20 protein-coding genes are annotated in these 24,365 nt (G+C 48.5%); 12 read left to right on the forward strand and 8 right to left on the reverse strand.

Annotated features, from left to right (window positions below):
• Positions 1-45: 45 nt before the first annotated feature.
• Positions 46-1,659 (forward strand): extracellular solute-binding protein, encoded by a 1,614-nt coding sequence (locus tag BK127_RS23020; protein ID WP_076233863.1) that lies wholly within the window; start codon positions 46-48, stop codon positions 1,657-1,659.
• A 34-nt stretch (positions 1,660-1,693) separates the two neighbouring features.
• Positions 1,694-4,045 carry a glycosyl hydrolase family 95 catalytic domain-containing protein gene (locus BK127_RS23025; protein WP_076233864.1) on the forward strand — a complete coding sequence of 784 codons (2,352 nt, stop codon included), beginning with the start codon at positions 1,694-1,696 and terminating at the stop codon, positions 4,043-4,045.
• A gap of 103 nt (positions 4,046-4,148) precedes the next feature.
• Here the strand turns inward: BK127_RS23025 and BK127_RS23030 are convergent, their stop codons facing one another.
• Positions 4,149-4,826, reverse strand: a complete 678-nt coding sequence (locus tag BK127_RS23030; RefSeq protein WP_076233865.1) for a class I SAM-dependent methyltransferase — start codon at positions 4,824-4,826, stop codon at positions 4,149-4,151.
• Between the two features lie 177 nt (positions 4,827-5,003).
• Here BK127_RS23030 and BK127_RS23035 point away from each other — a divergent pair, with 177 nt between their 5' ends.
• On the forward strand, positions 5,004-5,330 hold the full coding sequence (locus BK127_RS23035) for an MGMT family protein (RefSeq protein ID WP_076233866.1): 327 nt from the start codon (positions 5,004-5,006) through the stop codon (positions 5,328-5,330).
• A 249-nt stretch (positions 5,331-5,579) separates the two neighbouring features.
• Here BK127_RS23035 and BK127_RS23040 read toward each other — a convergent pair whose 3' ends face one another.
• The 7 genes from BK127_RS23040 to BK127_RS23070 all read right to left on the reverse strand — a co-directional run bounded on the left by BK127_RS23040 (position 5,580) and on the right by BK127_RS23070 (position 14,124).
• Complete coding sequence (locus BK127_RS23040; RefSeq protein WP_076233867.1) at positions 5,580-6,305, reverse strand: DsbA family oxidoreductase; 726 nt, start codon at positions 6,303-6,305, stop codon at positions 5,580-5,582.
• Positions 6,306-6,510: 205 nt separating this feature from the next.
• Positions 6,511-7,491 (reverse strand): FecCD family ABC transporter permease, encoded by a 981-nt coding sequence (locus BK127_RS23045; RefSeq protein WP_076233868.1) that lies wholly within the window; start codon positions 7,489-7,491, stop codon positions 6,511-6,513.
• Complete coding sequence (locus tag BK127_RS23050; protein WP_076233869.1) at positions 7,491-8,510, reverse strand: FecCD family ABC transporter permease; 1,020 nt, start codon at positions 8,508-8,510, stop codon at positions 7,491-7,493. The genes BK127_RS23045 and BK127_RS23050 overlap by 1 nt, the downstream gene beginning before the upstream one ends.
• A gap of 3 nt (positions 8,511-8,513) precedes the next feature.
• Positions 8,514-9,521, reverse strand: coding sequence for an ABC transporter substrate-binding protein (locus BK127_RS23055; protein WP_076233870.1), 1,008 nt, complete (start codon positions 9,519-9,521; stop codon positions 8,514-8,516).
• A 93-nt stretch (positions 9,522-9,614) separates the two neighbouring features.
• Positions 9,615-10,442: a helix-turn-helix transcriptional regulator gene (locus BK127_RS23060; protein ID WP_076233871.1), complete on the reverse strand. Its 828-nt coding sequence runs from the start codon at positions 10,440-10,442 to the stop codon at positions 9,615-9,617.
• Positions 10,443-10,659: 217 nt separating this feature from the next.
• Positions 10,660-11,676: an LLM class flavin-dependent oxidoreductase gene (locus BK127_RS23065; RefSeq protein WP_076233872.1), complete on the reverse strand. Its 1,017-nt coding sequence runs from the start codon at positions 11,674-11,676 to the stop codon at positions 10,660-10,662.
• Positions 11,677-11,835: 159 nt separating this feature from the next.
• Complete coding sequence (locus BK127_RS23070; protein WP_076233873.1) at positions 11,836-14,124, reverse strand: helix-turn-helix domain-containing protein; 2,289 nt, start codon at positions 14,122-14,124, stop codon at positions 11,836-11,838.
• 205 nt (positions 14,125-14,329) lie between these two features.
• On the opposite strand from BK127_RS23070, the gene BK127_RS23075 reads away from it, so the two are divergent.
• The 9 genes from BK127_RS23075 to BK127_RS23115 all read left to right on the forward strand — a co-directional run bounded on the left by BK127_RS23075 (position 14,330) and on the right by BK127_RS23115 (position 24,323).
• Entirely contained in the window at positions 14,330-15,295 is a 966-nt protein-coding gene (locus BK127_RS23075; RefSeq protein WP_076233874.1) for an ABC transporter permease, read from the forward strand.
• 26 nt (positions 15,296-15,321) lie between these two features.
• Complete coding sequence (locus BK127_RS23080; RefSeq protein WP_076233875.1) at positions 15,322-16,206, forward strand: carbohydrate ABC transporter permease; 885 nt, start codon at positions 15,322-15,324, stop codon at positions 16,204-16,206.
• Between the two features lie 82 nt (positions 16,207-16,288).
• The gene (locus BK127_RS23085; RefSeq protein WP_076233876.1) at positions 16,289-17,923 is read left to right on the forward strand and encodes an extracellular solute-binding protein; all 1,635 of its coding nucleotides are present in this window, start codon (positions 16,289-16,291) and stop codon (positions 17,921-17,923) included.
• Between the two features lie 73 nt (positions 17,924-17,996).
• A complete protein-coding gene (locus BK127_RS23090; RefSeq protein WP_076233877.1) occupies positions 17,997-19,016 on the forward strand; it encodes a ComEC/Rec2 family competence protein in 1,020 nt (339 codons plus the stop codon).
• A gap of 283 nt (positions 19,017-19,299) precedes the next feature.
• Entirely contained in the window at positions 19,300-20,517 is a 1,218-nt protein-coding gene (locus tag BK127_RS23095) for a sn-glycerol-1-phosphate dehydrogenase (RefSeq protein WP_076233878.1), read from the forward strand.
• A gap of 219 nt (positions 20,518-20,736) precedes the next feature.
• The gene (locus tag BK127_RS23100; protein ID WP_076233879.1) at positions 20,737-21,498 is read left to right on the forward strand and encodes a DeoR/GlpR family DNA-binding transcription regulator; all 762 of its coding nucleotides are present in this window, start codon (positions 20,737-20,739) and stop codon (positions 21,496-21,498) included.
• Positions 21,499-21,529: 31 nt separating this feature from the next.
• Complete coding sequence (locus tag BK127_RS23105) at positions 21,530-22,582, forward strand: ABC transporter ATP-binding protein (RefSeq protein WP_076233880.1); 1,053 nt, start codon at positions 21,530-21,532, stop codon at positions 22,580-22,582.
• Positions 22,575-23,453, forward strand: a complete 879-nt coding sequence (locus BK127_RS23110) for a carbohydrate ABC transporter permease (RefSeq protein ID WP_076233881.1) — start codon at positions 22,575-22,577, stop codon at positions 23,451-23,453. The genes BK127_RS23105 and BK127_RS23110 overlap by 8 nt, the downstream gene beginning before the upstream one ends.
• A 39-nt stretch (positions 23,454-23,492) precedes the next feature.
• Positions 23,493-24,323 (forward strand): carbohydrate ABC transporter permease, encoded by an 831-nt coding sequence (locus BK127_RS23115; RefSeq protein ID WP_076233882.1) that lies wholly within the window; start codon positions 23,493-23,495, stop codon positions 24,321-24,323.
• The last annotated feature ends 42 nt before the right edge of the window (positions 24,324-24,365 follow it).

Below are 24,365 nucleotides of genomic sequence, written 5' to 3' on the forward strand. Positions count from 1 at the left end.
GGTAGACAGAAGCAGCGTATTTAGGGGAATTGAGGGGAAACTACCATGCATATAAGTAGGAACGTCAACCCGCTCCATATTTCAGTGTGCTTGCTGGCAGCGATAAGCCTTCTTTCAGCCTGCAGCTTGGAGACGGCACCACAGCAGGATGCGCCCAAGTCAACAGTGGAAGCTCCCGGGGAGCTGAATCGGGATCAGACGCAGGGGACTTTAACCTCATGGGAGCCGATCAACACGAATCTGTTTACTATCGTCAATAATATGGCGGAAACGCCGTTTGGCAAGCAGCTGGAGAAGGACACGGGGATTAAGGTAAAGTATATGCACCCCGCTGACGGGCAGGCGAAGGAGCAGTTCAACCTGCTGATTGCCTCCAACCATTTGCCGGATGTGATTGAGTATGATTGGAATAGTGCTTATCCGGGCGGGCCGGAGAAAGCGATGGCTGATCAGGTCATTATTCCATTGAATGATTGGATCGACAAGAAAGCACCGAACTTAAAAAAGCTGCTTCAAAGCAATAAGGAACTCGACAAAATGATCAAAACCGACAGCGGTAAATATTATATATTTCCGATGGTTCGACCGGATAACGGGCTTGTATTCCGAGGGCCGATGATTCGCAAGGATTGGCTTGATGAGCTGGGGCTTACAGTACCGACGACGATTGATGAGTGGTATACCGTATTGAAGGCGTTTAAGGAGCACAAAGGTGCTTCGGCACCGCTTACTGCAATGTATAGTAATGAGCTGATGATTCAGGATGCCTTCATCGGGGCTTACCGGACTGCCAATCGCTATTATATCGATGACCAAGGAAAAGTAAAATACGGACCTATCGATCCCCAGTTCAAGGAAGCGCTCACACTATTGAGAACATGGTACGCAGAAGGGCTGATCGATAAGGATTTTGCATTGAATAATGATTCGAAAGCATTGGATAACAGGATGTTAAGCGACAGCTCAGGCGCAACCGTTTATTTGGTCAGTGGTGGCATGGGGCGCTGGATGGAGACGGGCAGGAAAAAAAATCCCCAATTTCAGCTGGTGGGTGCTCCCTATCCAACATTGAAGAAGGGCGAGCGGGCGTTCATTGGGCAGCGTGATTTTCAATATGCGCCAGTGGGCAGCAAGGCTATCTCAGCCGCCGCCACAAATCCCGAGCTAGCCGTCCAGTGGCTTGACTATGCCTTCAGCGAACAGGGAAGTCAACTGTTCAACTTCGGCATTAAAGGCGAGAGCTATGAGGTCATAAATGGAGTGCCACAGTACACCGATAAGATGTCGAGGAGCGGGAAGTACAATTTCCAGCAAATGATTTCACAGTACACTAAGCCTAACGGTCCCTTTCTTGGAGATGGACGCAAGAGCTTCAACGCGTTCCCCGAGCAGGAAGAGACGATCCGGATCTGGGAGCAAACGGATGCCGCCAAGCATGTCATGCCGTTATTTCTAACGCCTACGATAGAAGAAAGCAAGGAAATGGCGAAACTGAACACGGCGATTACCAGCTTTAAGGAGGAAATGTTCCTTAAATTCATTACAGGCGTAGAACCGCTGGATCGGTTCGATGACTATACGAGGCGGATTCAAGAGATGGGCGTGGATAAGGTAACCCGAATTTATCAGGATGCTTGGGATCGTTATAACAAGCGATAGGTCTGTATGAATAAATGGATAAAAGGAGGGGCCTATGCATAATCAGCATTTAGATGGTATCAAGCTTGATCTCGATTGGGAGTCCTATATGGGCAATCATGATATGGAATGGGTCGTGAAGCCAGTATCGTGGGACGAAGGGGCATTCATTGGCAACGGTAATATCGGAGCGATGATCTATGGAGAGGAGCATTCGTCCAAGCGGCGGGTGCTGCGCTTCATCGTGGGGCGCACCGACATAACGGCAACCCGAACCGACAGTACAGGCTTCAGTCCACGTGTGCCGATAGGGGAGCTTCATCTGGAGCTGGAGGGGATGATCTACCATCCGTCCTGTATCCGAGTCGATTTGTGGAATGCGGAGGCATCTGCGGTTCTAACCACCACCCGGGGTGAAGTACGTCTGCGGGCATTGGCCCATAGTGAAGAGGCGATTATGGCTGTTGAAATCGAGACATCCGAAGGAGAGCACGGTGCCAATTTTGTCTGGTATCCGTACCCTGAGGTTGATCCCGTATTGATAAATGCCGATGGTATCAATCTCAATCAGTATATACCGAAGATTGAAGTGGAACGGAAGCAGGTTATCCAAAGAAACGAATCATCAGATACGAAAATCAAAATAGGGACGGAAGGCAGAGCAGTGCCGGGGCATGCAGCAGACGTCGTTGAGGTCTGCATCCAGCGTTACTCGCAAGGTGCTCCTGTCCCGCAGTCAGAAGGCTGCGTTAGTGCGTGGAATGAAGTTCAACTATCACCGAACCAAAGAATCTACTATCTATCCATTGAGAAGGGACACGACGAACAGGCACAGGAGCAGGTTGTCCAACATGTGATGAACGCAGTTTCTCAGAGCTTTGATGAATGGGTAGCTGCACACCGCGCTTGGTGGCACCGCTATTATCAACGAAGTCTAATCACGATTCCCGATGCCCGACTGGAGAGCTTTTACTGGATTCAAATGTACAAGCTCGCTTCGGCTACAAGAGCTGACCGACCGCTGATCGACAATCAAGGGCCGTGGTTGGCCCCGACACCTTGGGCGGGCGTCTGGTTTAATATGAACGTGCAGTTGAGCTATTCGCCTGTGTATACCGCGAACCGCCTCGATATCGGGGAATCACTGGTACGGACGCTGGCTGCCTGCAAGGAGCAGCTGATTGCGAATGTCTCTGAGCCTTATCGGGACGATTCGGCCGGACTTGGACGCAGCTGCAGCTACGATCTGCGCAGCGAGGTAGGCGATGAAGTCGGCAATCTGACCTGGATTTGCCATAATGTATGGCGGCAGTATCGCTACTCGATGGATGAAACGCTGCTGCGAGAGATGCTGTTCCCATTGCTGCGTAGAAGCATCAATTTTTATTTTCATCTGCTGGAAGAAGCGGAGGATGGCAAGCTGCACCTGCCGCCAACCATTTCCCCGGAATACGGTTCTTTTATGAAAACGAAAGTCCGAGACTGTCATTACGACCTGGCGCTGCTGAGGTGGGGCTGCGAAACGCTGCTGTGGATGTGTGAACGACTGGAAGTGACAGACCCGCTGCGCGATCAATGGGTGGACGTGCTGGAACGGCTCACACCATTCCCGATCGATGAAACCGGGCTGATGGTTGGACGCGATACGCCGCTTGCTTATGGTCATCGCCATTTCAGCCATCTGCTTGCGGTGTTCCCGCTTCACTTGATCGGCAGCGACAGCTCTGAGGATAGAGCGTTGATCGCCAGGTCGCTGGAACACTGGATTGGAAAAGAAGGGGATCTGCGCGGCTTCAGCTTTACGGGCGCAGCTTCGATTGCCGCCACTCTGGGACGTGGTGACGAAGCGCTTGGCTATTTGCAGACGCTGCTGCATATCATCAAGCCAAATACGATGTACAAGGAAGCTGGGCCTGTTATGGAAACGCCGCTTGCTGGAGCGGAGTCGCTTCAGGATATGCTGCTGCAAAGCTGGGGGGATACGATTCGCATATTTCCAGCTGTGCCGACTGCATGGCGAGAAGCGGCTTTCCATGATCTGCGCACGGAAGGTGCTTTTCTGGTCAGCGCGCAGCGTGAGGACGGGAACACGCGGTTTATCCGCGTGAAAAGCTTGGCAGGTGAACCCTGCAAGATCAAGACAGGCTGGAGCGGTGCTGTTAATATGATGGCCATCGGGCCCGCGTCTGCATGGAGTAGGTCGGAATCTCATGCTACTGGTGTGGTGGAGCTGCAGCCTGACGAACGCGGAGTGGTGGAATTGTCCTTGGTTAATGGCGATGAAGTCGTTCTGTACCAGGGGGATACTGTCCCTGATCTGGTTATCCATGCTGCCGCTCAAATAAAGGAGCAGCCCATCCGCTATTTCGGTGGACATAAGCCTTGGCGTGTGCATGCAACAAGATGAGATAGCTTCACGGATATGAAGCGCGGCAGACTCAGCAAAGCAGCATCAGGGAAGGACTGTGCAGCGGGGAATCAGGCCAAGCCTTCCCCCCGAGCAGCCGAGCTTAGCTCTTTTTGCCGAAAAAAACAGCAAAATCGAGATATTTATACATGCAATCCACGTCAGTGAAACCAGCCTGCTCCAGCCACTCGATTTGCTCGCCGAGCTTGGCGTTGATGTCGAGCTTTCTTCGCTCCACTGAGGCGTCGATAGACTCTCTGGAAAGGCCACTGTTGTTAATATGGGCTAACCAGCGCTGCTTATGGTATTGATCTATCGCTGGGGTGTTGCCCTGAACCTGATCAGCGTTGACAAATACACCGTCTGAATTCAGCAGCTGATAAACGGTTGCGAACAGCTGTCTTTTGGCAGGATGGGTCAAATGATGGATCGACAGCGAAGAGACGATAATGTCATACGATTCAGGAAATATGTAGCTGGAATAGTCACCGACGATGTATTGAACGTGATCTTCCTCACGAAACCGACGGCGTGCTCCCTCCAGCATTTGATCGCTGAGATCCATCAGAGTAAGGTGAGCGCTTGGGTATTTCTGCAGCACCATTCGGGAGAATAGTCCCGTACCCGCACCCAGATCGAGTATACGCGGGGTCTGTTTATGGCTTTCCGTTAGAGATAGTGCCATCCCATAAAACTCATCAAAACAGGGAATCAGCTGTCTCCGCTGCTGGTCATATTCATTAGCGACGGCATCGAACAATGTTTTGACTGATGGGTTCATATGAAAACCTCCTTGGTATGGGTTTCCTTCATTGTAGCGAGAGATGTATAATTGAGGAAATATATAAAATGAATGGTGACTATAGGGGAATCCTATATGTTGTCAAAGGCTTCAATAAGAAAAGCACAATAAAACTCGGTAAGTGCTTTTTCTATCGAAGACAGGGAGGGGAACCGTATGAAGCCGTTCACGTTGAACGTTATTGCAATCATTAAAAGTATCCCTGAAGGGTATGTGATGACCTATGGGCAAATTGCCGAGCTTGCAGGCAGTCCGAGAGGGGCAAGACAGGTTGTACGCATCCTGCATTCGCAAAGTCGGGTTCATCAGCTTCCCTGGTATCGTGTAGTGAATGCAAAGGGAGAAATCGCCTTTAATAATGAGGAGTCGCGATTTATGCAGACGTTCCATTTAAATAGTGAAGGTGTAGCTGTGAGCGACGAAGGACGCATTGATCTGGAGCAGTACCGCTACATACCGGACCTGGAAGGATTGCAGGAATAAAGTCCACTTGCAGCGAGTTCTGAATATTCTTGATCCGTCTCACTTATTCAAACAAAAAAGTCTTCTTAATCAGTGGCTGACTAAGCTTATGACCCGAAGTAATAGAGCGCCTTTTTCAAGGTGTCCATCTTACAGGTCGCAGTTCAGACAGGACTGATTGAAGACTTTTTTTAATGACGCTATCCACTTAATGAAGCGCAGCTAGAGGTCCGGTGACGAACAAGCTCAGCATTCGAATCAGAGGACAGGTTACGGCTTCTGCTGTGAAGGAGCACAAACCCCGTCGTCACAAGCCTCACCCTCTGCTGTGCTGTCGGAAGTATTTAGAAGGGTCAGCGGCTGATCCTCTTCCCATGCCTTCTGCAGAGCACCCAAAAACACTTCGCTCGATTGTGCGCCTGAAATCGCATATTTGCGGTTGATCACGAAAAAAGGAACCCCGCGCACACCTAATTTGCCTGCTTCCTCCTCATCGTTACGGACCTCGGCTGTGAATGCCTGGCCAGCGAGCATCTGGAGAGCCTCCTTCTGGTTGAGACCGACTTCTGCGGCCAAAGCAGCTAAGGTCTGATGATCGCCAATATGCTTGGACTCAGTGAAATACGCATGCAGCAGACGCTCGGTCATTTCGCGCATAAGACCATGCTGGGCAGCGAAATGCGCCAAGCGATGCGCGTCAAACGTATTCGTCAAAATCATCGTGTCAAATTTAAAGGTCAGTCCAACGGATTGTGCCTGAGCGGCAACACCGGCGTTCATTTCCTTGGCTTTCTCCAGGCTCATTCCATACTTGGAAGCAAGCATTTCATCTGCGCCATGAGGCACATCGCGTTCCGAATTGGCATCCAGCTCAAAACTGCGGTAAATCACCTCGACGTGATTTTTGTTCGGGAACTGTTCAAGGGCCGCCTCAAAACGACGTTTACCAATATAGCAAAAGGGGCACATAAAGTCGGACCATATTTCAATATTCATAGTTAACCTCCAGGTAAATGGGGATGTGATGGAAGCTCGCGATTCCATCGATTCATGCTTACAATAAGAAGTGTACTTGATGGTGAAGCATAAATCCAGCATTGCAAGAGCAAGTGGTCTAATTGGGCAAGACTGAATCGATGAAGCGGGCAATGCTCTGGGTTAGCTCCATGCTGTGAATATCGAAAGCTCGAATTACATTCGTTTAAGCAGGCTTGCTGCGTGTTTTTCTAAGTAAATATACAAAATAAGGTGCCCCAATTACAGCGGTCATAATGCCGACCGGAATCTCCCGCGGGATAATCAGGATGCGTCCCAGGCAATCGCCGAGCAGCATCAGGTCGGCCCCGATCAGCGCAGCGAGCGGGATCAGCCATTGATGCCGGGCGCCAACAATACTGCGGGCGATGTGCGGTGCGATCAGGCCAATAAAGCCGATAGCGCCCACTGCCGATACCGATATGCCGGCGAGGGCCACAGCGAGCAGCAGCAGCCAAAAGCGCTGCAGTACAATGCTCAGGCCGAGCGAGGTCGTCGTTTCATCGCCAAGCTGGAACACATTCAGCTTGGAATAATTGAGCCAAACCACAGGCAGCAACACTGCGATCCAGGGCAGCAGCGAGTAGACGGCATCCCACCGCTTGCTCCACAAGCTCCCGGCCAACCAGAGCAGTGCCATATTAATGTCGGTCGGGTGCATCACAATCAAATATTGCGTGCCAGCCTGAAAGACAGCTCCAATTGCAATACCGATCAGCGCAAGCGAGGCAGGCGTCATGGTCAAGCGTTTGCTGAGCAGCAGTAAAATGCCAAAGGCGGCAAAGGCGCCGATAAAAGCAGCTATTGGGAGGAAATAGCCTGGCGCTTTGGGAAATAGAAAAATGACAGCGGAAGCAGCCAGTCCTGCTCCTTTGGTAATGCCGATCACGTCGGGGCTAGCCAGCGGATTACGCACAACGCTTTGCAGAATGACACCGCCGACAGCCAAGCCAAAGCCCGCCAGAATGGCGACAAGAACACGCGGCAGGCGAACCTCGTAAATGATAAAAAAGTATTTATTATTTTCATGCAAAATGCTGGACCAAACGTCCTGAAAGGAAACGGGAACAGCTCCCAGGCGGAGTGAGACTACCGCTAGCACCAGCATCAGCACAAACGCGACAATCAGAGCGACAGTTTTGCTCATTAGCGGGCACCTCCCTTTTTGCGGGCCAAATAAATAAAGAAGGGAGCGCCGATCGCTGCTGTCACGATGCCAACGGGAGAGTCATAAGGAAACGCGATAAACCTGCTGAAAAAGTCGGCATACACAAGCAGTGTCCCTCCAAGCAATGCTGTGAGCGGTGCCAGCACATGAAGTTGATTCCCAACCAAGGCGCGCGCGATATGAGGGACAATCAGGCAAATGAAACCGATCGGTCCGCATATCGCAACTGCAGAGCCGGCCAGTACAATAACAAGCAGCACACTAATAGCACGAATGACCAATACCCGCTGTCCGAGACCCGCCGCTACTTCATCATCCAGCAGCAGCAAGCGGAAGGAAGGCAGCATCAGGCCAAAGACGAGCAATCCGCCGATAAAGAACGGAAGGATCGTGCTGATCTCTTTCCAAGCTGCTTGACTGACAGAGCCGACGAGCCAAAACATCATACTGTCGGTAGTTTGCTGATTCAATATAATGAGCCCCTCCGTCAGCGAGGAGAGCAGAAAATGGATCGTAATCCCTGCCAGAGCCAAACGGACATATTGCTTCGAGCCAGTCCCCGCAAGTGTCCAGACGAGAAGTGCTCCGAGTGCGGCCCCGATAAAGCCAAGGTAGACAGAGCCTGTAAGCGAAACATTCTTGATCACCACCAAACCAAACACAACTGCAATGGCGGCCCCGGCATTGATGCCGAATACGTGGGGAGAGGCCAGCGGGTTTTTGGTTGTGAGCTGGGTCAGCAATCCGGCCAGTGCCAGTTGAATGCCTACTATGCCTGCTGTTAAAGTGCGCGGCAGGCGCAGCGTCTGAATATAGAGATGATTTTTATCATGTCCTTGATACGTTAAGGCTTCATACAAGACACGCCATGATATTTGCGCCTGGCCCCATTTGACACTGCAGAGGAATCCAATGACCAGTAACAGAAAGGAAGCAGAAAAAAGAAAGAGCAGAGACCTGGTTCGGTTCTGCTTTTCCAATTGGACCTTGTTTATCATCGGCTAGGCTCCCAGGTTTTTGAGGATATCCTCGGCGATTTTCTCGGACCCAAGCAATCCGCGTGATAGTGACCAGTCACGTCTTTCTACAGTAAATACTTTCTTGTTGGCAACGGCATCGATTTGTTTCCACAGCGGGTTGGTTTCCCATTGATTAACGATCGTTTCTTTCTCGGATGGCAGTAGGAACATGGCTTGCGGATTGGCTTCGACCAGCTGCTCCAGAGTAAGCTGCGGATTAGCTGCTGTGTTTTTCACCGGATCTGTAAATCCGAGCAGCATCAGGAAGGAGCCGCCAAAAGAGTGGTCCGAATGCGCATAGAAGCCCTTGGAATTCGTAACGGCTGGCAGTACACGCAGATTGGTGTTGGTCAGCTTCTTTTTTACAGCGTCGATTTTCGTTTGGTGCTCAGCAAGGCGCTTCTTGCCTTCTTCTTCCTTGCCAAGTGCTTTTGCGATAATTGCATAGTTTTTGAGCATTTGATTATAGTCTGCTTGCGAATCGTCCAGAACGAGCAAAGGAGCGATTGCTTTTAATTGAGGAATTGCATTTTTGTGCTTATTCAGATCTGCAATAATCAGGTCCGGCTGCAGTGAGCTGATCAATTCGATATTCGGCTCGTAGCGGGAACCTACCGATGTATAGTTCTTCAATTGGCTTTTGACGCTATCCATGAACAGGTCTGGGCTGGAATCGTCAGCAACCCCAATCGGTAAGGTCCCTAAGGTAACCAGTGCATCCGTGAAGCTGAAATCCATTGTGACGATTTTTACAGGTTTTTTGGCAAGCTCGACCGTTCCTTGTGCATCCTGAACGGTGATTTTACCCTCTGTACCTGCTGTCGGTGCTGGTGTTGCTGTTGTAGATGCTGCCGGTGCTGCCGGTGCCGAGTTGGATTGTGGCGCTGCCCCGGATGGATTCGTAGTCGAGGTTCCGCAAGCGGCAAGGCTTAATGCGGTAAATAAGCTCACCAGTGCAATACTGAGTGGGCGTTTCATCCAAAGATTCATCTGTATGTCCTCCTGAAAATGATTATTATTATCATTTGGATTATAGCCGATTCCTTTTGAAAGTAACATATCTAATCATTAGATTGGACATGTCTAATCTTTAGATGTTCGATCCGTATTTTTGGGAGCATGGTTTTGTTGAAAGATGGAGGGAGAGGCTCCGGTTATCTTTTTGAACACCCTACTAAAATGAAAATAATCCACGTAACCTACTTTTTGCGCAATTTCTTTGGCGAGCAGGTCGGTTTGCTGGAATAGGAGCTTGGCTTTTTCAATACGCAGATTGTTGACATACGTCATTAAGGTTTCACCGGTATGTTTTTTGAACAGCACGGTGTAATGGCCTTCGCTCATACCTGCGCGACGCGATAGCATAGGGAGTGTAAGCTTTAGCATGTAATGCTCATTGATATAAGAGAGTGTCTCCTCGATCGAATTCACAGAGGACTTTAACTCCTCTCGCATCCGCGATTCGTATAAATAAATGAACAGGATTCGCTCCATCATCAAACGTTTTCGAAACTGCTGTGCCGCCTCTTCATCTACGGAATGGGTGTCGATCTCGTACATGGTGCGCAGCAATTCTTCGATCATATAATGGATTTTAATTTCACTGATCGTATGGAGTGGCCCATAGAGAGTCCATGTGCTGGTCTCCGGTAGCACGCGATAGGTGATGACTACGTAATCGACCTCTTTGGTTTTGGGGACTTGGATGAAATAGGGACCATAGTCCGGATGACAAGCAAAGCCCTGCGTACAAACGGTAGGCTCCTGATCTTTGGCAGCGATGAGAAGATGGCCGCGTTGGACGATGATTAACTGATGGCTTCCCCCGGTAGTGACAAGGGTTTGGGAGCTGTGACTCGGAGTGATCTCGTCGAGCGTAGGTATGATGTGAACAAGCTGTTGGAAGTACATGGCGAATCGGCCTTCTTTGCATGTTGATGGATAACCGGAATATAAGCATATCGAGATTTCGGTAGGTATTGTCGTATTCCCATACAATAGGCTGAGCGGCGGGTTCCATTATGTCTTGTCCGAGGCAATGGACAGCGTGGCCGTGGGCAACGCTGTCACCTCGAGGGACACCCTTTCCTTATATGCTTGCTGCATAGGATGGAAGATGAGGGTTGAATTAAGCGTGATCTCCGGCTTTCACGAGCTCTGCCAAATATTGATAAGAACGTAAACGGGCCTTATGCTCATAGATTTGTGCGCTCACAATGATTTCGTCGGCTCCTGTATCCTGCAGGACCTGCTGAAGCTTCTCCTGAACCGTTGCTTTATTACCCGTAATCGTATAGCTCAGCTGCTTGCGGATATGGGCCTCTTCCTGAAGATTCCACAGTGCATCCATACTGTCGACAGGCGGATTAAGCGGGCCTGTACGACCACGAATGAGGTTAAGGAATTGCTGCTCCTGGGAGGTTGCCAGCTTGCGGGCTTCTGCGTCGGTATCGGCAGCAATAATGTTCAGGCCGATCATGGCATAAGGCTTGTCCAGCGACTCTGAAGGACGGAAGCTGCTGCGGTACAGATCCAGTGCGGGCAGCAAATAATCGGGAGCAAAATGGCTCGCAAAGGCGAAGGGCAGACCAAGATGTCCGGCGAGCTGCGCGCTGAAGCCGCTTGAGCCTAACAGCCAGATCGGGATGCTGAGCCCCTCGCCTGGAATGGCCCTTACCCCAACGGGCCGTGCCTCCGGTGTATTATCCAGAAAAGCGCGAAGCTCGCTAAGCAGCTCGGGGAAATCATTACCGTCGCTGCCCAAGCCGCGACGCAGCGCTCTTGCAGCGGGCTGGTCCGAGCCCGGAGCTCTGCCGAGTCCAAGATCAATGCGACCGGGATACATCGATTCCAGCGTACCGAACTGCTCGGCAATGACCAACGGAGCATGATTAGGCAGCATGATGCCGCCTGACCCGACGCGTATCTTTTGGGTGCCTGAAGCAACATAACCAATAACGAGCGAAGTTGCAGAGCTGGCAATCCCCGGCATATTGTGATGCTCAGCAAGCCAGTAGCGGTGATAACCCCACTGCTCGGCATGGCGTGCGAGATCAAGGGTGTTTCTAAAGGAATCTGCCGCTGTGCCGCCCACAACAATAGGGGCTAGATCCAGCACAGAAATCGGGATATCTCGAGTAAGCATCGTATAGTTGCCTCCTGTCAGTTACATCGATATACAAAGCTGCTGTGACCATCCAAAGACTTCGTCACAGGCTACTACTAAACGCAGTATCTCTATGTATTATATAAAAAATGCATCGAATAAAACAGGCCGCTCTCAAACAGGGGGCTCAGAGCCTGATTATCTGTGATCTAAGCTTTCTGCATCAGCCTCTAGCACTTTATTTTTCCGGTATTCCCCTGGCGGCATACCAATCATCTTCTTGAACATTCGGATAAAAGAGGTGACGTTACGGTAACCGATCAGGACGCTGATCTCCTGTACGCTGAGAGCATTATCGGACAGCAGCTCCTTCGCCTTGTTGATGCGAATAGCATTAATGTGATCGCTGAAGTTGGCTCCTGTTTTTTCCTTAATATAAACGGACAGGTAGCCTACAGAAATGTTTAATTTGTCGGCAAGCTGGTCGAGCGATACATCGTCCGCGAACCGGTTCTCAATGTAATCCATGACGTAAGAAATGGTGGGGTCCTGTTCGTCCTTTCTGGATCGGATGACGGCTGCGCTGGTTTGAAACAGCTCCGCATAAAATTGCTTAAACTGGTCAAGCGTGTAGCATTCCTCCATGAGCGCCAACTGCTGCTGGTGATAAGAGGAACCATTCACATCGATTCCATAAGGCTCTAACAACTTCACGACCCTGGCAACGACCCCCTCGGCAAGCTGCCTCAATTGCTGAACGCTCACTCCTCTTTTGTCCAGCTGATAGAGCATTCGGTTCATAAACGTTATGCAGTTAAGATCATTGCCTGCTTGCAGGTTGGCGTACAGCTCCTGCTCCTGCGGCACAGTGAATACCAGCTGGGTAGGCGTGCTGCTGCGTTCCCGAATCACCTGACTTTCATCCACGGGCCTTGCCAACTGGACCATGTCCAGCACCTCGCGATAAGCTTCATTGAATTGGGACGATTGCTCATATGCCGAGCTGATGGCAATTGTCACAAGGAAATAGGCTTTGTCACGGTCTAATATCGTCTTCAGCATCATGAGTGCGCGGTCCAGCTCATTTCTTACATCTGTACCGCAGATCAATGACAGTATTTGATTGTTCTCCATTTGAAACGTCTGTGAAGAAGGAAAACGCTCGGAGAAGAGGACCTTAATATACTCCTGGATGTAGTAGGCCATACGGTCTGTTTTCATTTCACTGTCCTCTACGGAGCGCGCCTTGAAATGAAGCTGAAACAGTACGATGATGAAGGGCTCATCCATTTCGGCGATATCCTTCCAGTCATTGATGTCAGAGGTTATCGCCTTCAGCTTGTTGATGTAGCCAAAGCTGGTCAGGAGTGATCGTTTGTCCACCAGCTCTTGGTGAACCGCATCTTTCTCGTCCAGTAATTGGCGGATGTTTTGGTGAATCAGATCGAATTCATGAATGGCGCTCTCCAGCTTGACGGGGTCACGACGTAGAATCGAGTTGACCATCTGCTTGACCGGCTGATTGAGCTTGCGGCTGAAAAATACGGAAGTAAGCAATCCGATTATAATGGACACCGCAAATATCAGAACCAGCGTCCAGCTGGCATTCTTTACTTTGGAAGCAATATTGGAATAAGGTACGGCCGTCACATAGGTGAGAGGCGAGCCTTCTTTTTTCTCAAAGAAGAAGTAATAATCTCCGGACAAGCCGTATTCTTTTCCATCAAGGAAAGTAGGAATATCGCTTGCAGACAGCTCCCCTGGAGAGCTATACAGCAGCGATCCATCCTCTTGCACAATCATGAACTGCCGATTATCCTCTGTGCCATAGAAGGCTTCCTTCATCAAACGGGCGTCCAGTAACGCAATCACCTGATAGTTGGATGATGGCATACGGAACGAGAAGGGTATGAGCTGAGCCTTTACTGAAGAATTCAGATTGGTTACGGTAAACGTTTTTTCCGGATGCAGCACATAATTGCTGGTCCGGTAAAATTGATTCTTCCAGAAAAGTGAGGGATAGTCGTTGCTTACATAAAACTGTGAAAACATCATATCCGCATGGACGCTGCCTTCTTTTTCAATAACAAGGGAGCGGGAATTGAAATAGATCAGCAGATTATTAAGATAAAACATCGGATTGTAAGCCTGAGTACGGAGAACCTTCAGTGGATCCGTTGCTGTCCAGAACTCGACGTCCGCTTCGCTCTTCTTCATCAACTGGCGGTTAAACGCGACAGTGGCTTCATTCATGTACATATCAAATAAGAGAGTCTTGATCCGTTCAAAGTGAGTCTGGTAACGTTCTGACGTATTTTTCAGCATTAAGCGGTTATATTGGATGATTTCATTTTGTACGATATTGCTGAACAAATGAACGGATAACAGGTTAAACCCGGAAAACAGAACAATGATGACTAGAAAGCTGGAAAAAATTTTGACAATTAGCTTTTGTCGGTTCAGGCTTACCCATTTCAAGCGCAGCATGCTCCTTTTGTCTTGTTAGTCTTATTGTTGGTACAGTTTCTTCATTATACCTTATAACGCATTTTGTAGAACCTGACTCTTTTTTATAAAGTTATCATTTTATCATCGACATCATGAGTTGAAAGGTAACAAAAAAATTGTAAATTTGATTCCTCGCAGCCCTCTGCTATGATCCGGGAAGAACAAGTAGAAAGCAGGTGGGGATTTGTCGAAGCAATCTTCGATATCAGCAGTAGGAACAGCAAAGGCTGTATACAAACCGAAGCGTCTGGCAATCAGGAGACAAATACGAAAAAACTGGGATCTGTATTTGCTCATATTGCCTGTGATCGCCTTCTTTATTATTTTTGAGTATATCCCGATGTATGGCGTACAAATTGCATTCAAAAATTTTATCGCAACCAAAGGTATTTGGGGCAGTCCATGGGTCGGGTTCAATCATTTTGAACGTTTTTTCAACAGCTATTATTTTTGGCGGCTGCTCAAGAATACGCTCGGCATTGGACTGTACCAGCTGCTTGTCGGTTTTCCGGTACCGATTATTCTAGCTCTTCTCATTAATGAGGTGCGCTCCAAGAAGTTCAGCCGTTTCGTTCAAACCGTGACATACGCACCGCATTTCTTGTCTACGATCGTGATGGTGGGAATCATCTTCATTTTCCTGTCACCGCAAACGGGTTTATTGAACAAAGTGGTGGTATGGTTCCTTGGAGAGCCCATCGAGTTTCTGACAGAGCCGGCTTGGTTCAAAAGCATTTATGTGTTATCCGGTGTATGGCAGCAGATGGGGTGGAGCTCCATTATTTATCTCGCCGCGCTGACCGGCATAGATCCACAGCTTCACGAAGCAGCAAGGGTGGATGGGGCAAGTCGGTGGCAGCGTGTGTGGCATATCAATCTGCCTGGTATCATGCCGACCATTACGATTTTGCTCATTCTGAACATGGGTTCTTTGCTCGGTGTAGGCTTCGAAAAAGTGTTTCTGATGCAGAATTCTCTTAATATCGCCGCATCTGATATCATTTCCACCCATGTATATCACAAAGGGATTATTGATGGGCAGTATAGCTATTCGGCTGCTGTTGGACTGTTCAATTCCGTGGTTAATTTCATTCTGCTAGTATTTGTAAATCGCATGGCCCGCAAAGTGAACGGAACAAGCTTATGGTAAGAGCTATAACGACTGGGAGGTTACCCATGAATCATCAAAGCACCAGTGAACAAATATTCGATTGGATCGTTAATGCTATATTGGCGATCATATGCATCCTGGTTTTGTACCCGCTGCTCTTCGTTCTTGTCGCCTCCTTTAGCAGCCCCGAGGCGGTTATGAGAGGAGAGGTATGGCTGTGGCCCACAAACATTACCTGGATCGGTTATTTGCGAATATTTCAAAACATTGAAATGCTGACTGGTTATGTTAACACGATTGTGTATACGGTCGTTGGTACCGCCATCAATCTGATCATGTCCGTCGCTGCGGCCTATCCACTTTCACGCAAAGACTTTTACGGCCGTAATGTGATCGCGGCGATGATGGTATTTACAATGTTTTTTAGCGGGGGGATGGTTCCGACCTACCTGCTGGTAAAAAATTTAGGCATGCTGAATTCCATGTGGGCGCTCCTTATTCCTGGAGCCGTTTCCGTGTACAACATCTTGATTATGCGCACGTTTTTTGCAAATGGCATTCCCTATGAGATGCAGGAGGCCGCTTCGATTGATGGTTGCTCGAATATGACTACGCTGATGCGGATTGTACTTCCATTGTCCATGCCGATCATAGCAGTCATGATTTTGTTCTACAGTGTCGGTCATTGGAACGCTTATTTTAGTGCCCTTATTTATTTGACGGATCGCGATAAATATCCGCTGCAGCTATTTTTACGTGAAATATTAATTCAGGGGCAAATGCAGGAGATGTTGGGCATCGGTGATGACACTCAGGGCCAAATCGTTCTGGAAGGCGAAGCGATCAAGTACGCTGTCGTCATCGTAGCCAACCTGCCGGTACTGCTGCTGTATCCGTTTCTGCAAAAATATTTTACCAAAGGTGTCATGATCGGAGCGGTCAAAGGTTGATAGGGATTAGCTATTAAGGGATGACACCCTTTTAGTCTATAGATACAATAAGAAAGCAGAATAAGGGAGGAAAATTCATCATATGAAAAGAAGACGTTGGACATCTGCAGCATTAGTCGTCGCCATGGCAGCAAGCCTTTTATCCGCATGTAGCGGAAACTCCGCGAGCGCGCCAGATTCAACCAGTCCCGATGGTAAAAAAGGGGAAGTTCCCAATTTGGAGAAGTCAGGTATGCCGATCGTTAAACAGCCCGTTTCGCTCACATTTTTCACGGGCAAGGCGGCGACCAACGGTAATAACTTTGAGGAAACAACAGTATGGAAAGAATATGCAAAGCTGTCGAACGTCAATGTTAAGTTTCAGCTGGTCCCTTTTGACAATTTGACAGAGAAGCGCAATTTGGCTTTGGCTGGAGGCGATTACCCTGATGCTTTTTATTCTTCCCGTGTACCTGCGTCGGATTTGATGAAATATGGTGCACAAGGAACATTTGTTAAGCTCAACGACTTGATCGACAAATACGCCCCCAATTTTAAAAAGCTGATGGATAAATACCCCGATCTGAAAAAAGGGCTGACGATGCCGGACGGTTACATCTACTCGTTCCCCTCTTTTTATAGCCCGGAATTCCTGCCGATGCTGATCGGAACTCCGCTATGGGTTAAACAGGAGTGGCTGGATAAGCTAAAGCTCAAGGAGCCTGCAACGACAGAGGAACTGTACCAATATTTGAAGGCAGTCAAGGAAACCGATCTGAATGGAAATGGGCAGGCTGATGAAATTCCTTATGCCGGAGAAGGCATCAATCCGCTGATCGAACAGATTAGGGGGGCATGGGGTTTTGGAAACCGTGGCTTGGGACACAAATTCGTTGACGTGGATCCAAAAACGAACGAGCTACGCTTTTTCCGTACCGATGCCAAATATAAAGAAGTTATCGAATATGTACGCAAGCTGTATACGGAAGGTCTGATAGATAAGGAAATTTTCACCGTCAAGACAAGTGCTTTATTCGCGAAAGGGCAAAAAGGTGTTTTTGGGGCAACCATCAATCCGAATCCGATGACCCAGATGAATCAGCCGGGCTACGTGGGGCTTGGAGCTTTAAAGGGTCCGTATGGCGATCAGCTGTACACGCATGTTAAAGTGCCTGTAGTATGGCCTGGAGCCTTCGTTATTACCGATAAAAACAAAAATGTCGAAGCGACGATTCGCTGGATTGACCATTTCTATGGTGACGAGGGTGCTACGTTCTATTTCATGGGCCTTGAGGGGCAAACATACCGTAAAACATCCGACGGCAAGCTGGAATTCGTGGAGGATATTACGAAAAATCCGAATGGACTAACGATGGATCAGGCACTGGCTAAACATATCACGTGGCTGGGAGGCAGCTATCCGGGCTTCGTACAGGAGAAATATTTCAAAGGGTCCGAGACATTGCCGGAGTCGGTAGCTGTTGGTAAAAAGGCTGAGCCGTTCAAAGTCAAAGAGCTGTGGAACAACTTTAACTTCACTGAGGAAGAAACCGAATTCAGATCCACGGTGGGGACGGATATGCATAATTACATCGGCGAGATGGAAGCCAAGTTCATCACCGGCTCCCAGCCGATGTCGGAATGGGATAAATATGTGGCAACTGTACAAAAAATGGGCGTAGATGAATATATGAAGGGCTACAAGAAAGCGTACGAGCGCTATAAAAATACGAAGTAAGAGTAGCAGTCTACAGGAGGACGCGATAGACGCGCCCTCCTGTTCAGTATGGATAAGAAAGGAGCGTGAAAGTATGAAAATCAAATGCAGAATCGCTGCGACAGCAAGATGGAGTGTAATGGTCATCCTTACCCTGCTGCTGGCAGCATGCTCACAAGCACCACTACAGACGCAGCTCGCTCCTGTACCCAATTCGTTGCCACCATCTCCGGTAACGGCCAATTTGCGTACAGAGCAAATATTCGACAAGGAAGCATACAAAGGGAAACTGACTATACGTTATTTTCATTTGGCTGGTAAGGATTTGACAGGAGATAGCTTCTTGATTGTGTCACCTGAAGGCCAAACGATGCTGATCGACGCTGGACTGCCGGAGGTTGGGCAGCAGGTGGTCGAATACTTGAGCAAGCTCGGCATTCCATCTCTGGACATTGCGTTGAACACGCATCCGCATATCGATCATATCGGTGGTTATGCGACTGTGGCAAGAGACAAGGAAATCAAGCAGTTCTATATGGTTAATTTGCCATACACCCAATCCTCCGCTTACAACAATGCGATGGCCTCACTGGACGCAAAGAAGGTACCGAAAAAGACACTAGAGGAAGGCGATGTATTCCAGCTTGGCAATTCGGTGAAGTTCGAGGTGCTGAATCCACCCAAGAAAGAACTGCCCGATGCAGTCAAAACGTTTTCAGCTCAAGAATTGAACGATTATTCCATGGTACTTAAAATGACTTATGGTGACCGCACGTTCTTGTTTACCGCTGACATTTACAAGCACCGGGAAGTCGAGCTTACCGATTCTCCATGGAAAGACAAGCTGAAATCCGATATGATGGATATTCCTCATCATGGCAGCGAATCGACCTCCTCATCGGAAGTGTTTCTGAATGCTGTATCCCCGCAAATCGTCATCATGAGTCAAAACAACTTTCAAAGCCCAAACCTGAAGGAGCGTCTGGAGAAGAAAGGTGCTAAGGTTTACTCCACAGGGTTACATGGGAATATCTTACTCAAGTCCGATGGAAAAATGATAGAAGTGACAACTGAAAAAGACTGGGAGCCACCAAAAAGGCCTGTTACCAAGTAAACATCCTTGGGCCTGAGTTACTGACACCTTTCACTGAGATGCAGACCCTCATACATCTAACCTTAATCAAAAAGTCTTCTTTATCGCTGCGTGCGCGATGAGAAGACTTTTTGTGTACAGCATCATTCCGCACATTTCCAGCTTTACATATTATTCATATCCCGTTGACACTCCCCAAATAAACGACTCCTATAATCAATTTGAGCACGAATGAACAAACTGAGCAATAATGGACATGGTTTAATGCAAGGAAAAGAAACAGGATGAGGTAGTGAAGTGAATCATGGTAGATCTATTAGAGAAAATCAAGAAAGCGACAGAAGGCTGTGAGGCAAGTGTAAGACAAGCCATAGATCTGGATCTGATCAGGATTGATTCGGGTGCGATCCAGGAAGTGGCTTCCTATTTGGTAGGTAAGTCTTATCGACAAGTCAGTATTGTGGCAGATTCCATTACCTATCAGGTGGCGGGCGCTCAATTAGAGGCAATGCTAACAAGTGTTGATTTGTGCGTGCATACCACAATAATTAAACCAAATGCTCAAGGTGATGTCATTGCTGACGAGCCTGCACTTATTCAGCACATCATCGACATACAACGTTATACAGCCGATGTAGTGATTGCTGTGGGTGGAGGGACGATTCACGATATTGCCAGATATTCCGCCTACAGCACGAGGATTCCTTTTGTTTCTGTACCTACAGCTCCTTCTGTAGACGGTTTTAATTCCAAGGGAGCCCCTATTCTGATTAGGGGTGATAAGCAGACGATTGCGGCGGTTGGTCCGGATGCGATATTTGCCGATCTGGATATTTTGGTTAAGGCTCCCAAAGCGATGATAGCAGCGGGCTTCGCCGATATGTTGGGCAAATATACGTCCCTGTTTGATTGGAAGTTTGGTTCGATTGTAGGTGCAGAGCCTTACCTGCAGGTAGCTGCGGATATAACCCGGACAGCACTGCTGCAATGTGTGAATCAGATTGACTTGATCGCGCTCAGGCAGGAGGAGGGCATTCGCACATTAATCGGTGCATTGATCGAATCCGGTCTTGCGATGCTGCTGCTCGGTCATTCCCATCCAGCTTCGGGTGCGGAGCACCATCTTTCTCACTATTGGGAGATGGCGTATATACGGCTTGGCAAAAGACAGCTACTGCATGGCGCGAAGGTAGGTGTGGCCTGTATCCAAATCTCCAGATTGTATCATCAGATCGCTAGTGAGGGCAGTGAGGTATGGAGGAATACAGCTGAGAAGGAATCGTGGGCACCGGGAGCTAGAATTGCCGAGCATTGGGACGAGCTGCGCCTTGAAATCGCGAATATCCCTGACCCTGCAACGCTGAGCGTGCTCTTAGAAAAAATTGGCGGACCGACTTCGATACAGGAGCTGAGTGTAAGTGAAGAGCTGCTGGAAAGCAGCCTGCGAGAGGCGCACCAGGTTCGGCTTAATCGATTTACGCTGTTAAGAGCTTACAACGAAAGGCTGAATTACGAGCACTGACAAGGGATACAAGCTAGTTTTCGTCATAAAATGTTGCTCGTGGAACAAAAATTCGACATCGACTGCAGTTCAATCGGCACTTCAATTGATTTACGTATTCTTCATATCGGCTTAACACCCGCTTGATGCTTCATGATTACAATACAATTGAACATGAATGAACAAAACGAATGTTTATATTGCAGTAATGAACAGAGTTGATCAAGGGGGAATTGGCGAATGCTGGCGGCAGAGAGAAAGCTGCGTATTGTGGAATATGTGAGGCAGTATCGAACAGCGACCATTACTGTGCTTGCCAATGAGTTTAACGTGCATGAGGCTACGATCCGGCGAGATCTTACGGAAATTGAGCAGGAGGGCATACTGAAGCGGACTCATGGCGGTGTCATCATTGAGCAGTGGACTCACGATGAGCCCTCCTTTAACGAAAGAACGCACCAGCACGTGGATCAAAAAGAAAGAATCGGTCAGATGGCGGCAAGCCTGGTGGAAGACGGGGAGAACATTATTATCGACTCCGGCACCACGACACTGCACATTGCCAAAAATCTCGTTCACCGCTCCCATATAACGGTCGTCACGAACGACATGAATGTGGCTGCCGAGCTGAGAGATGCCCCGCGAATAAAAGTCATTTTAACCGGAGGGGAGCTGTATCCTTCCAGTTATATGTTAAATGGCATGTTCACGAATCATGTACTTGGCTCGCTGCATGTGGAGAAGGCATTCATCGGAACTCCGGCGCTCCACCCGCAGCACGGACTTATGCATCCGGAGGCACAATTGGTGACGGCGAAGCAGGAGATGATCAAGTCGGCGAGGGAAATTATTGTCGTGACCGACGATAGCAAGATCGGTAAGCTATCGCTTCATACCGTAGCCCCGAACACAGCCATTCACACCTTGATTACAGGTAAAGAAGTGAGTGATTACGATATCAAGCCTTTTCAGGACTGGGGTATGACGGTGTATAGGGTGTAGATGGATTTACACAAGGAAAGGGGGATTGCTTATGGCTTCCATTGAGTTCAGACAAGTGACCAAAACATTCGAGAAACACACAGTCATCAAGGATCTGGATCTAACGATAGAAGACGGTAAGTTCACGGTACTGGTGGGTCCGTCCGGCTGTGGGAAGACAACCCTGCTGCGCATGATTGCAGGCATCGATCCACAGACATCAGGTCAGGTGCTCATTAATGGAAAAGATGTAACGAGCATTACGCCTGGCAAAAGAGGGGTTGCGATGGTGTTCCAAAACTATGCCATCTACCCGACGATGTCGGTGCGGGAAAATATTGAGTTCGGTTTGAAAAATAACAAGGTTCCCAAAGCAGAGCGGACCCGTCTGGTGGAGACCATCAGCGCTACGGTTGGACTGTATGAGTACCTGGACCGCAAACCGTCTACCTTGTCAGGTGGTCAGCGCCAGCGTGTTGCATTGGCCCGTGCTATGGTCAAGCAGCCTTCGGTGTTTCTGATGGATGAGCCTTTATCCAATCTGGATGCGAAGCTTAGGGTGCAGATGCGGATTGAGCTGATCGAACTGCACAAAAAGCTCGGTACGACCTTCGTCTACGTAACTCATGATCAGGTGGAGGCGATGTCAATGGCGGATACGATCGTCTTGATGAATCAGGGTCAAATTCAGCAGGAGGCCCCGCCGGATGTGATGTATCGTCAGCCCAACAATTTGTTTGCCGCACAATTTATCGGAGTTCCCCCGATGAATGTTGGCGATTTGGGAGTGGGCGGGGTGAAATATGGCTTCCGTCCAGAGAGTGCCATCTTGTCGGCCAAGCCCGCTGAGCACCATTTATCGCTGCGTGGTGTGATTGTGACGAGGGAAATGCTGGGATCGGAAACGATTTATCAGGTTAGATCAGGACCGGATGCTTTTATGGTGAAATGGACAGAGGATCTGTTTGCCGTCGACCAAGAGGTTTACCTCGGTGTACCGGAAGCGAAGCTGGATTTCTTCGGGGCGGACAACAGCCGGATGGGCAAGGATCACAAACAATGGGATGACTATATGCGGAAGCTGCGAGGGTTTTCCCATGGGTAAAAAAACAGCTTGGGAAACGGTGCGTCCCTATCTGATGATCGCTCCTGCAATGCTCGGTATAGTGACCTTTGTCATCTACCCGATTGCGTACCTGATCTACTTGAGCTTTTATAAATACAACCTGATGAACAAATCGAAAAGCAAATTTATCGGCTTGGAAAATTTTGAGCAAATTTTTACCCGGGGTGACTTTTACAAGGCTTTGGGGAACACAGTGACCTATACCGTTGGCGTTGTTGTGCTCACCCTGGTGATTTCGCTGCTAATGGCGATTTGGCTGAACAAAAAAATACGCTTCAATGCGATTGTGCAAGCAGGCATATTTACCCCGCATATCGTATCGATTGTTTCGGTATCGCTCGTTTGGCTGTGGTTGATGGAACCGAATCAGGGCTTGCTCAATTTTGCTCTGAGAGCAATGGGACTGCCCACTTCCCAGTGGCTGCAAAGCTCGGATACGGCATTATTATCGGTCATCATCGTATCGGTATGGCAGGGCGTCGGCTACTACACGCTTATTATTGTGGCTGCACTGCAAAGTATACCGCCTACGATATACGAAGCGGCAGCACTTGATAATGCAAGCAGATTTAAAGTGTTTTACAAAATTACACTGCCCATGATATCACCGCAGCTGTTTTTCATCTTAATCATCATGACCATCGGCTCGTTTAAGGTGTTTGATACCGTCAAAATCATGACGGGCGGAGGCCCTAATAATGCAACCAATACACTTGTTTACTATATATATGGTTTTCGAACCACGAGTATCGGTTACTCGGCTGCTACCGGAGTCGTGCTGCTGGTTATTATTAGCCTGCTGACGTTCGTCTACTTCCGGCTGCTATCCAAAAAGGTGCATTATCAATAGGCGATCCAAACGACGGAGAGAAAGGGGGTTCGTACATTCATGACATTTGAATCCAGGCATATCTGGTCGGTATTAAGCAATTTATTGAAAGCTCTGCTTCTCATCATCTTTGTTTTTCCGTTTTTTTGGATGATTTCCACGTCGCTGCAGACCATTCAGGAAACCTTGACGTTTCCTCCGACTTTAATCCCGGCATCGCCCCAGTGGAATAATTTTGCGACTGCTATGCGTTCGGGGCCGTTCTTGACCTATGCCCAAAATTCGATAGTCGTCACGCTGTCCATCATCGTTTTACAGTTTGCTGTGATGATTCCGGCTGCTTACGCTTTTGCCAAATACCATTTTGCAGGGAAGAAAATCTTGTTTGGCATGGTGCTGCTGGCTTTTATGATCCCAGGTCAAGTCACCTTCATCCCTGTCTACTTGATGCTCGCTGATTGGGGATTGATCAAAACCTTATGGCCGCAAATTATTCCTTTTATGTCTAACGCCTTCGGCATCTTCCTATTACGCCAATATTTCATGCAAATTCCTGAAGAAATTATTGAAGCAGCCAAGCTGGATAACGCCAGTGAGTTCAAAATTATTTGGAAAATCATGACGCCCATGTCCATGCCGGCACTGGCAACAATCGCATTATTCAGCTTCGTCAGTCATTGGAACGACTACTTTTGGCCACTCGTGATGACAGATTCGAACCCGGTTCGTCCGCTGACGCTCGGTATCGCAATGCTTAGAGAGACGGAAGGTATCAGCAACTGGCATATTATTATGGCTGGTAATGTGGCTTTAGTCATTCCTATTTTGTTCGTTTATCTGATTTGCTCGAAGCAAATTGTAAAGGCATTTGTTTATTCAGGGATTAAATGATCATTTAATCGCTTTCGAATAAGGGTTCATAATTGTGCACGA

The sequence above is a fragment of the Paenibacillus sp. FSL H7-0331 genome, from assembly GCF_001956045.1.

What these genes read in the sequence shown, in the direction of transcription:
- BK127_RS23070 (WP_076233873.1), bottom strand. Translation starts at nt 14,124, where the DNA reads ATGCTGCGCTTGAAATGGGTAAGCCTGAACCGACAAAAGCTAATTGTC.
- BK127_RS23090 (WP_076233877.1), top strand. Translation starts at nt 17,997, where the DNA reads ATGAAAATCAAATGCAGAATCGCTGCGACAGCAAGATGGAGTGTAATG.
- BK127_RS23030 (WP_076233865.1), bottom strand. Translation starts at nt 4,826, where the DNA reads ATGAACCCATCAGTCAAAACATTGTTCGATGCCGTCGCTAATGAATAT.
- BK127_RS23065 (WP_076233872.1), bottom strand. Translation starts at nt 11,676, where the DNA reads ATGCTTACTCGAGATATCCCGATTTCTGTGCTGGATCTAGCCCCTATT.
- BK127_RS23045 (WP_076233868.1), bottom strand. Translation starts at nt 7,491, where the DNA reads ATGAGCAAAACTGTCGCTCTGATTGTCGCGTTTGTGCTGATGCTGGTG.
- BK127_RS23105 (WP_076233880.1), top strand. Translation starts at nt 21,530, where the DNA reads ATGGCTTCCATTGAGTTCAGACAAGTGACCAAAACATTCGAGAAACAC.
- BK127_RS23020 (WP_076233863.1), top strand. Translation starts at nt 46, where the DNA reads ATGCATATAAGTAGGAACGTCAACCCGCTCCATATTTCAGTGTGCTTG.
- BK127_RS23050 (WP_076233869.1), bottom strand. Translation starts at nt 8,510, where the DNA reads ATGATAAACAAGGTCCAATTGGAAAAGCAGAACCGAACCAGGTCTCTG.
- BK127_RS23040 (WP_076233867.1), bottom strand. Translation starts at nt 6,305, where the DNA reads ATGAATATTGAAATATGGTCCGACTTTATGTGCCCCTTTTGCTATATT.
- BK127_RS23025 (WP_076233864.1), top strand. Translation starts at nt 1,694, where the DNA reads ATGCATAATCAGCATTTAGATGGTATCAAGCTTGATCTCGATTGGGAG.
- BK127_RS23115 (WP_076233882.1), top strand. Translation starts at nt 23,493, where the DNA reads ATGACATTTGAATCCAGGCATATCTGGTCGGTATTAAGCAATTTATTG.
- BK127_RS23055 (WP_076233870.1), bottom strand. Translation starts at nt 9,521, where the DNA reads ATGAATCTTTGGATGAAACGCCCACTCAGTATTGCACTGGTGAGCTTA.
- BK127_RS23100 (WP_076233879.1), top strand. Translation starts at nt 20,737, where the DNA reads ATGCTGGCGGCAGAGAGAAAGCTGCGTATTGTGGAATATGTGAGGCAG.
- BK127_RS23095 (WP_076233878.1), top strand. Translation starts at nt 19,300, where the DNA reads ATGGTAGATCTATTAGAGAAAATCAAGAAAGCGACAGAAGGCTGTGAG.
- BK127_RS23035 (WP_076233866.1), top strand. Translation starts at nt 5,004, where the DNA reads ATGAAGCCGTTCACGTTGAACGTTATTGCAATCATTAAAAGTATCCCT.
- BK127_RS23085 (WP_076233876.1), top strand. Translation starts at nt 16,289, where the DNA reads ATGAAAAGAAGACGTTGGACATCTGCAGCATTAGTCGTCGCCATGGCA.
- BK127_RS23110 (WP_076233881.1), top strand. Translation starts at nt 22,575, where the DNA reads ATGGGTAAAAAAACAGCTTGGGAAACGGTGCGTCCCTATCTGATGATC.
- BK127_RS23060 (WP_076233871.1), bottom strand. Translation starts at nt 10,442, where the DNA reads ATGTACTTCCAACAGCTTGTTCACATCATACCTACGCTCGACGAGATC.
- BK127_RS23080 (WP_076233875.1), top strand. Translation starts at nt 15,322, where the DNA reads ATGAATCATCAAAGCACCAGTGAACAAATATTCGATTGGATCGTTAAT.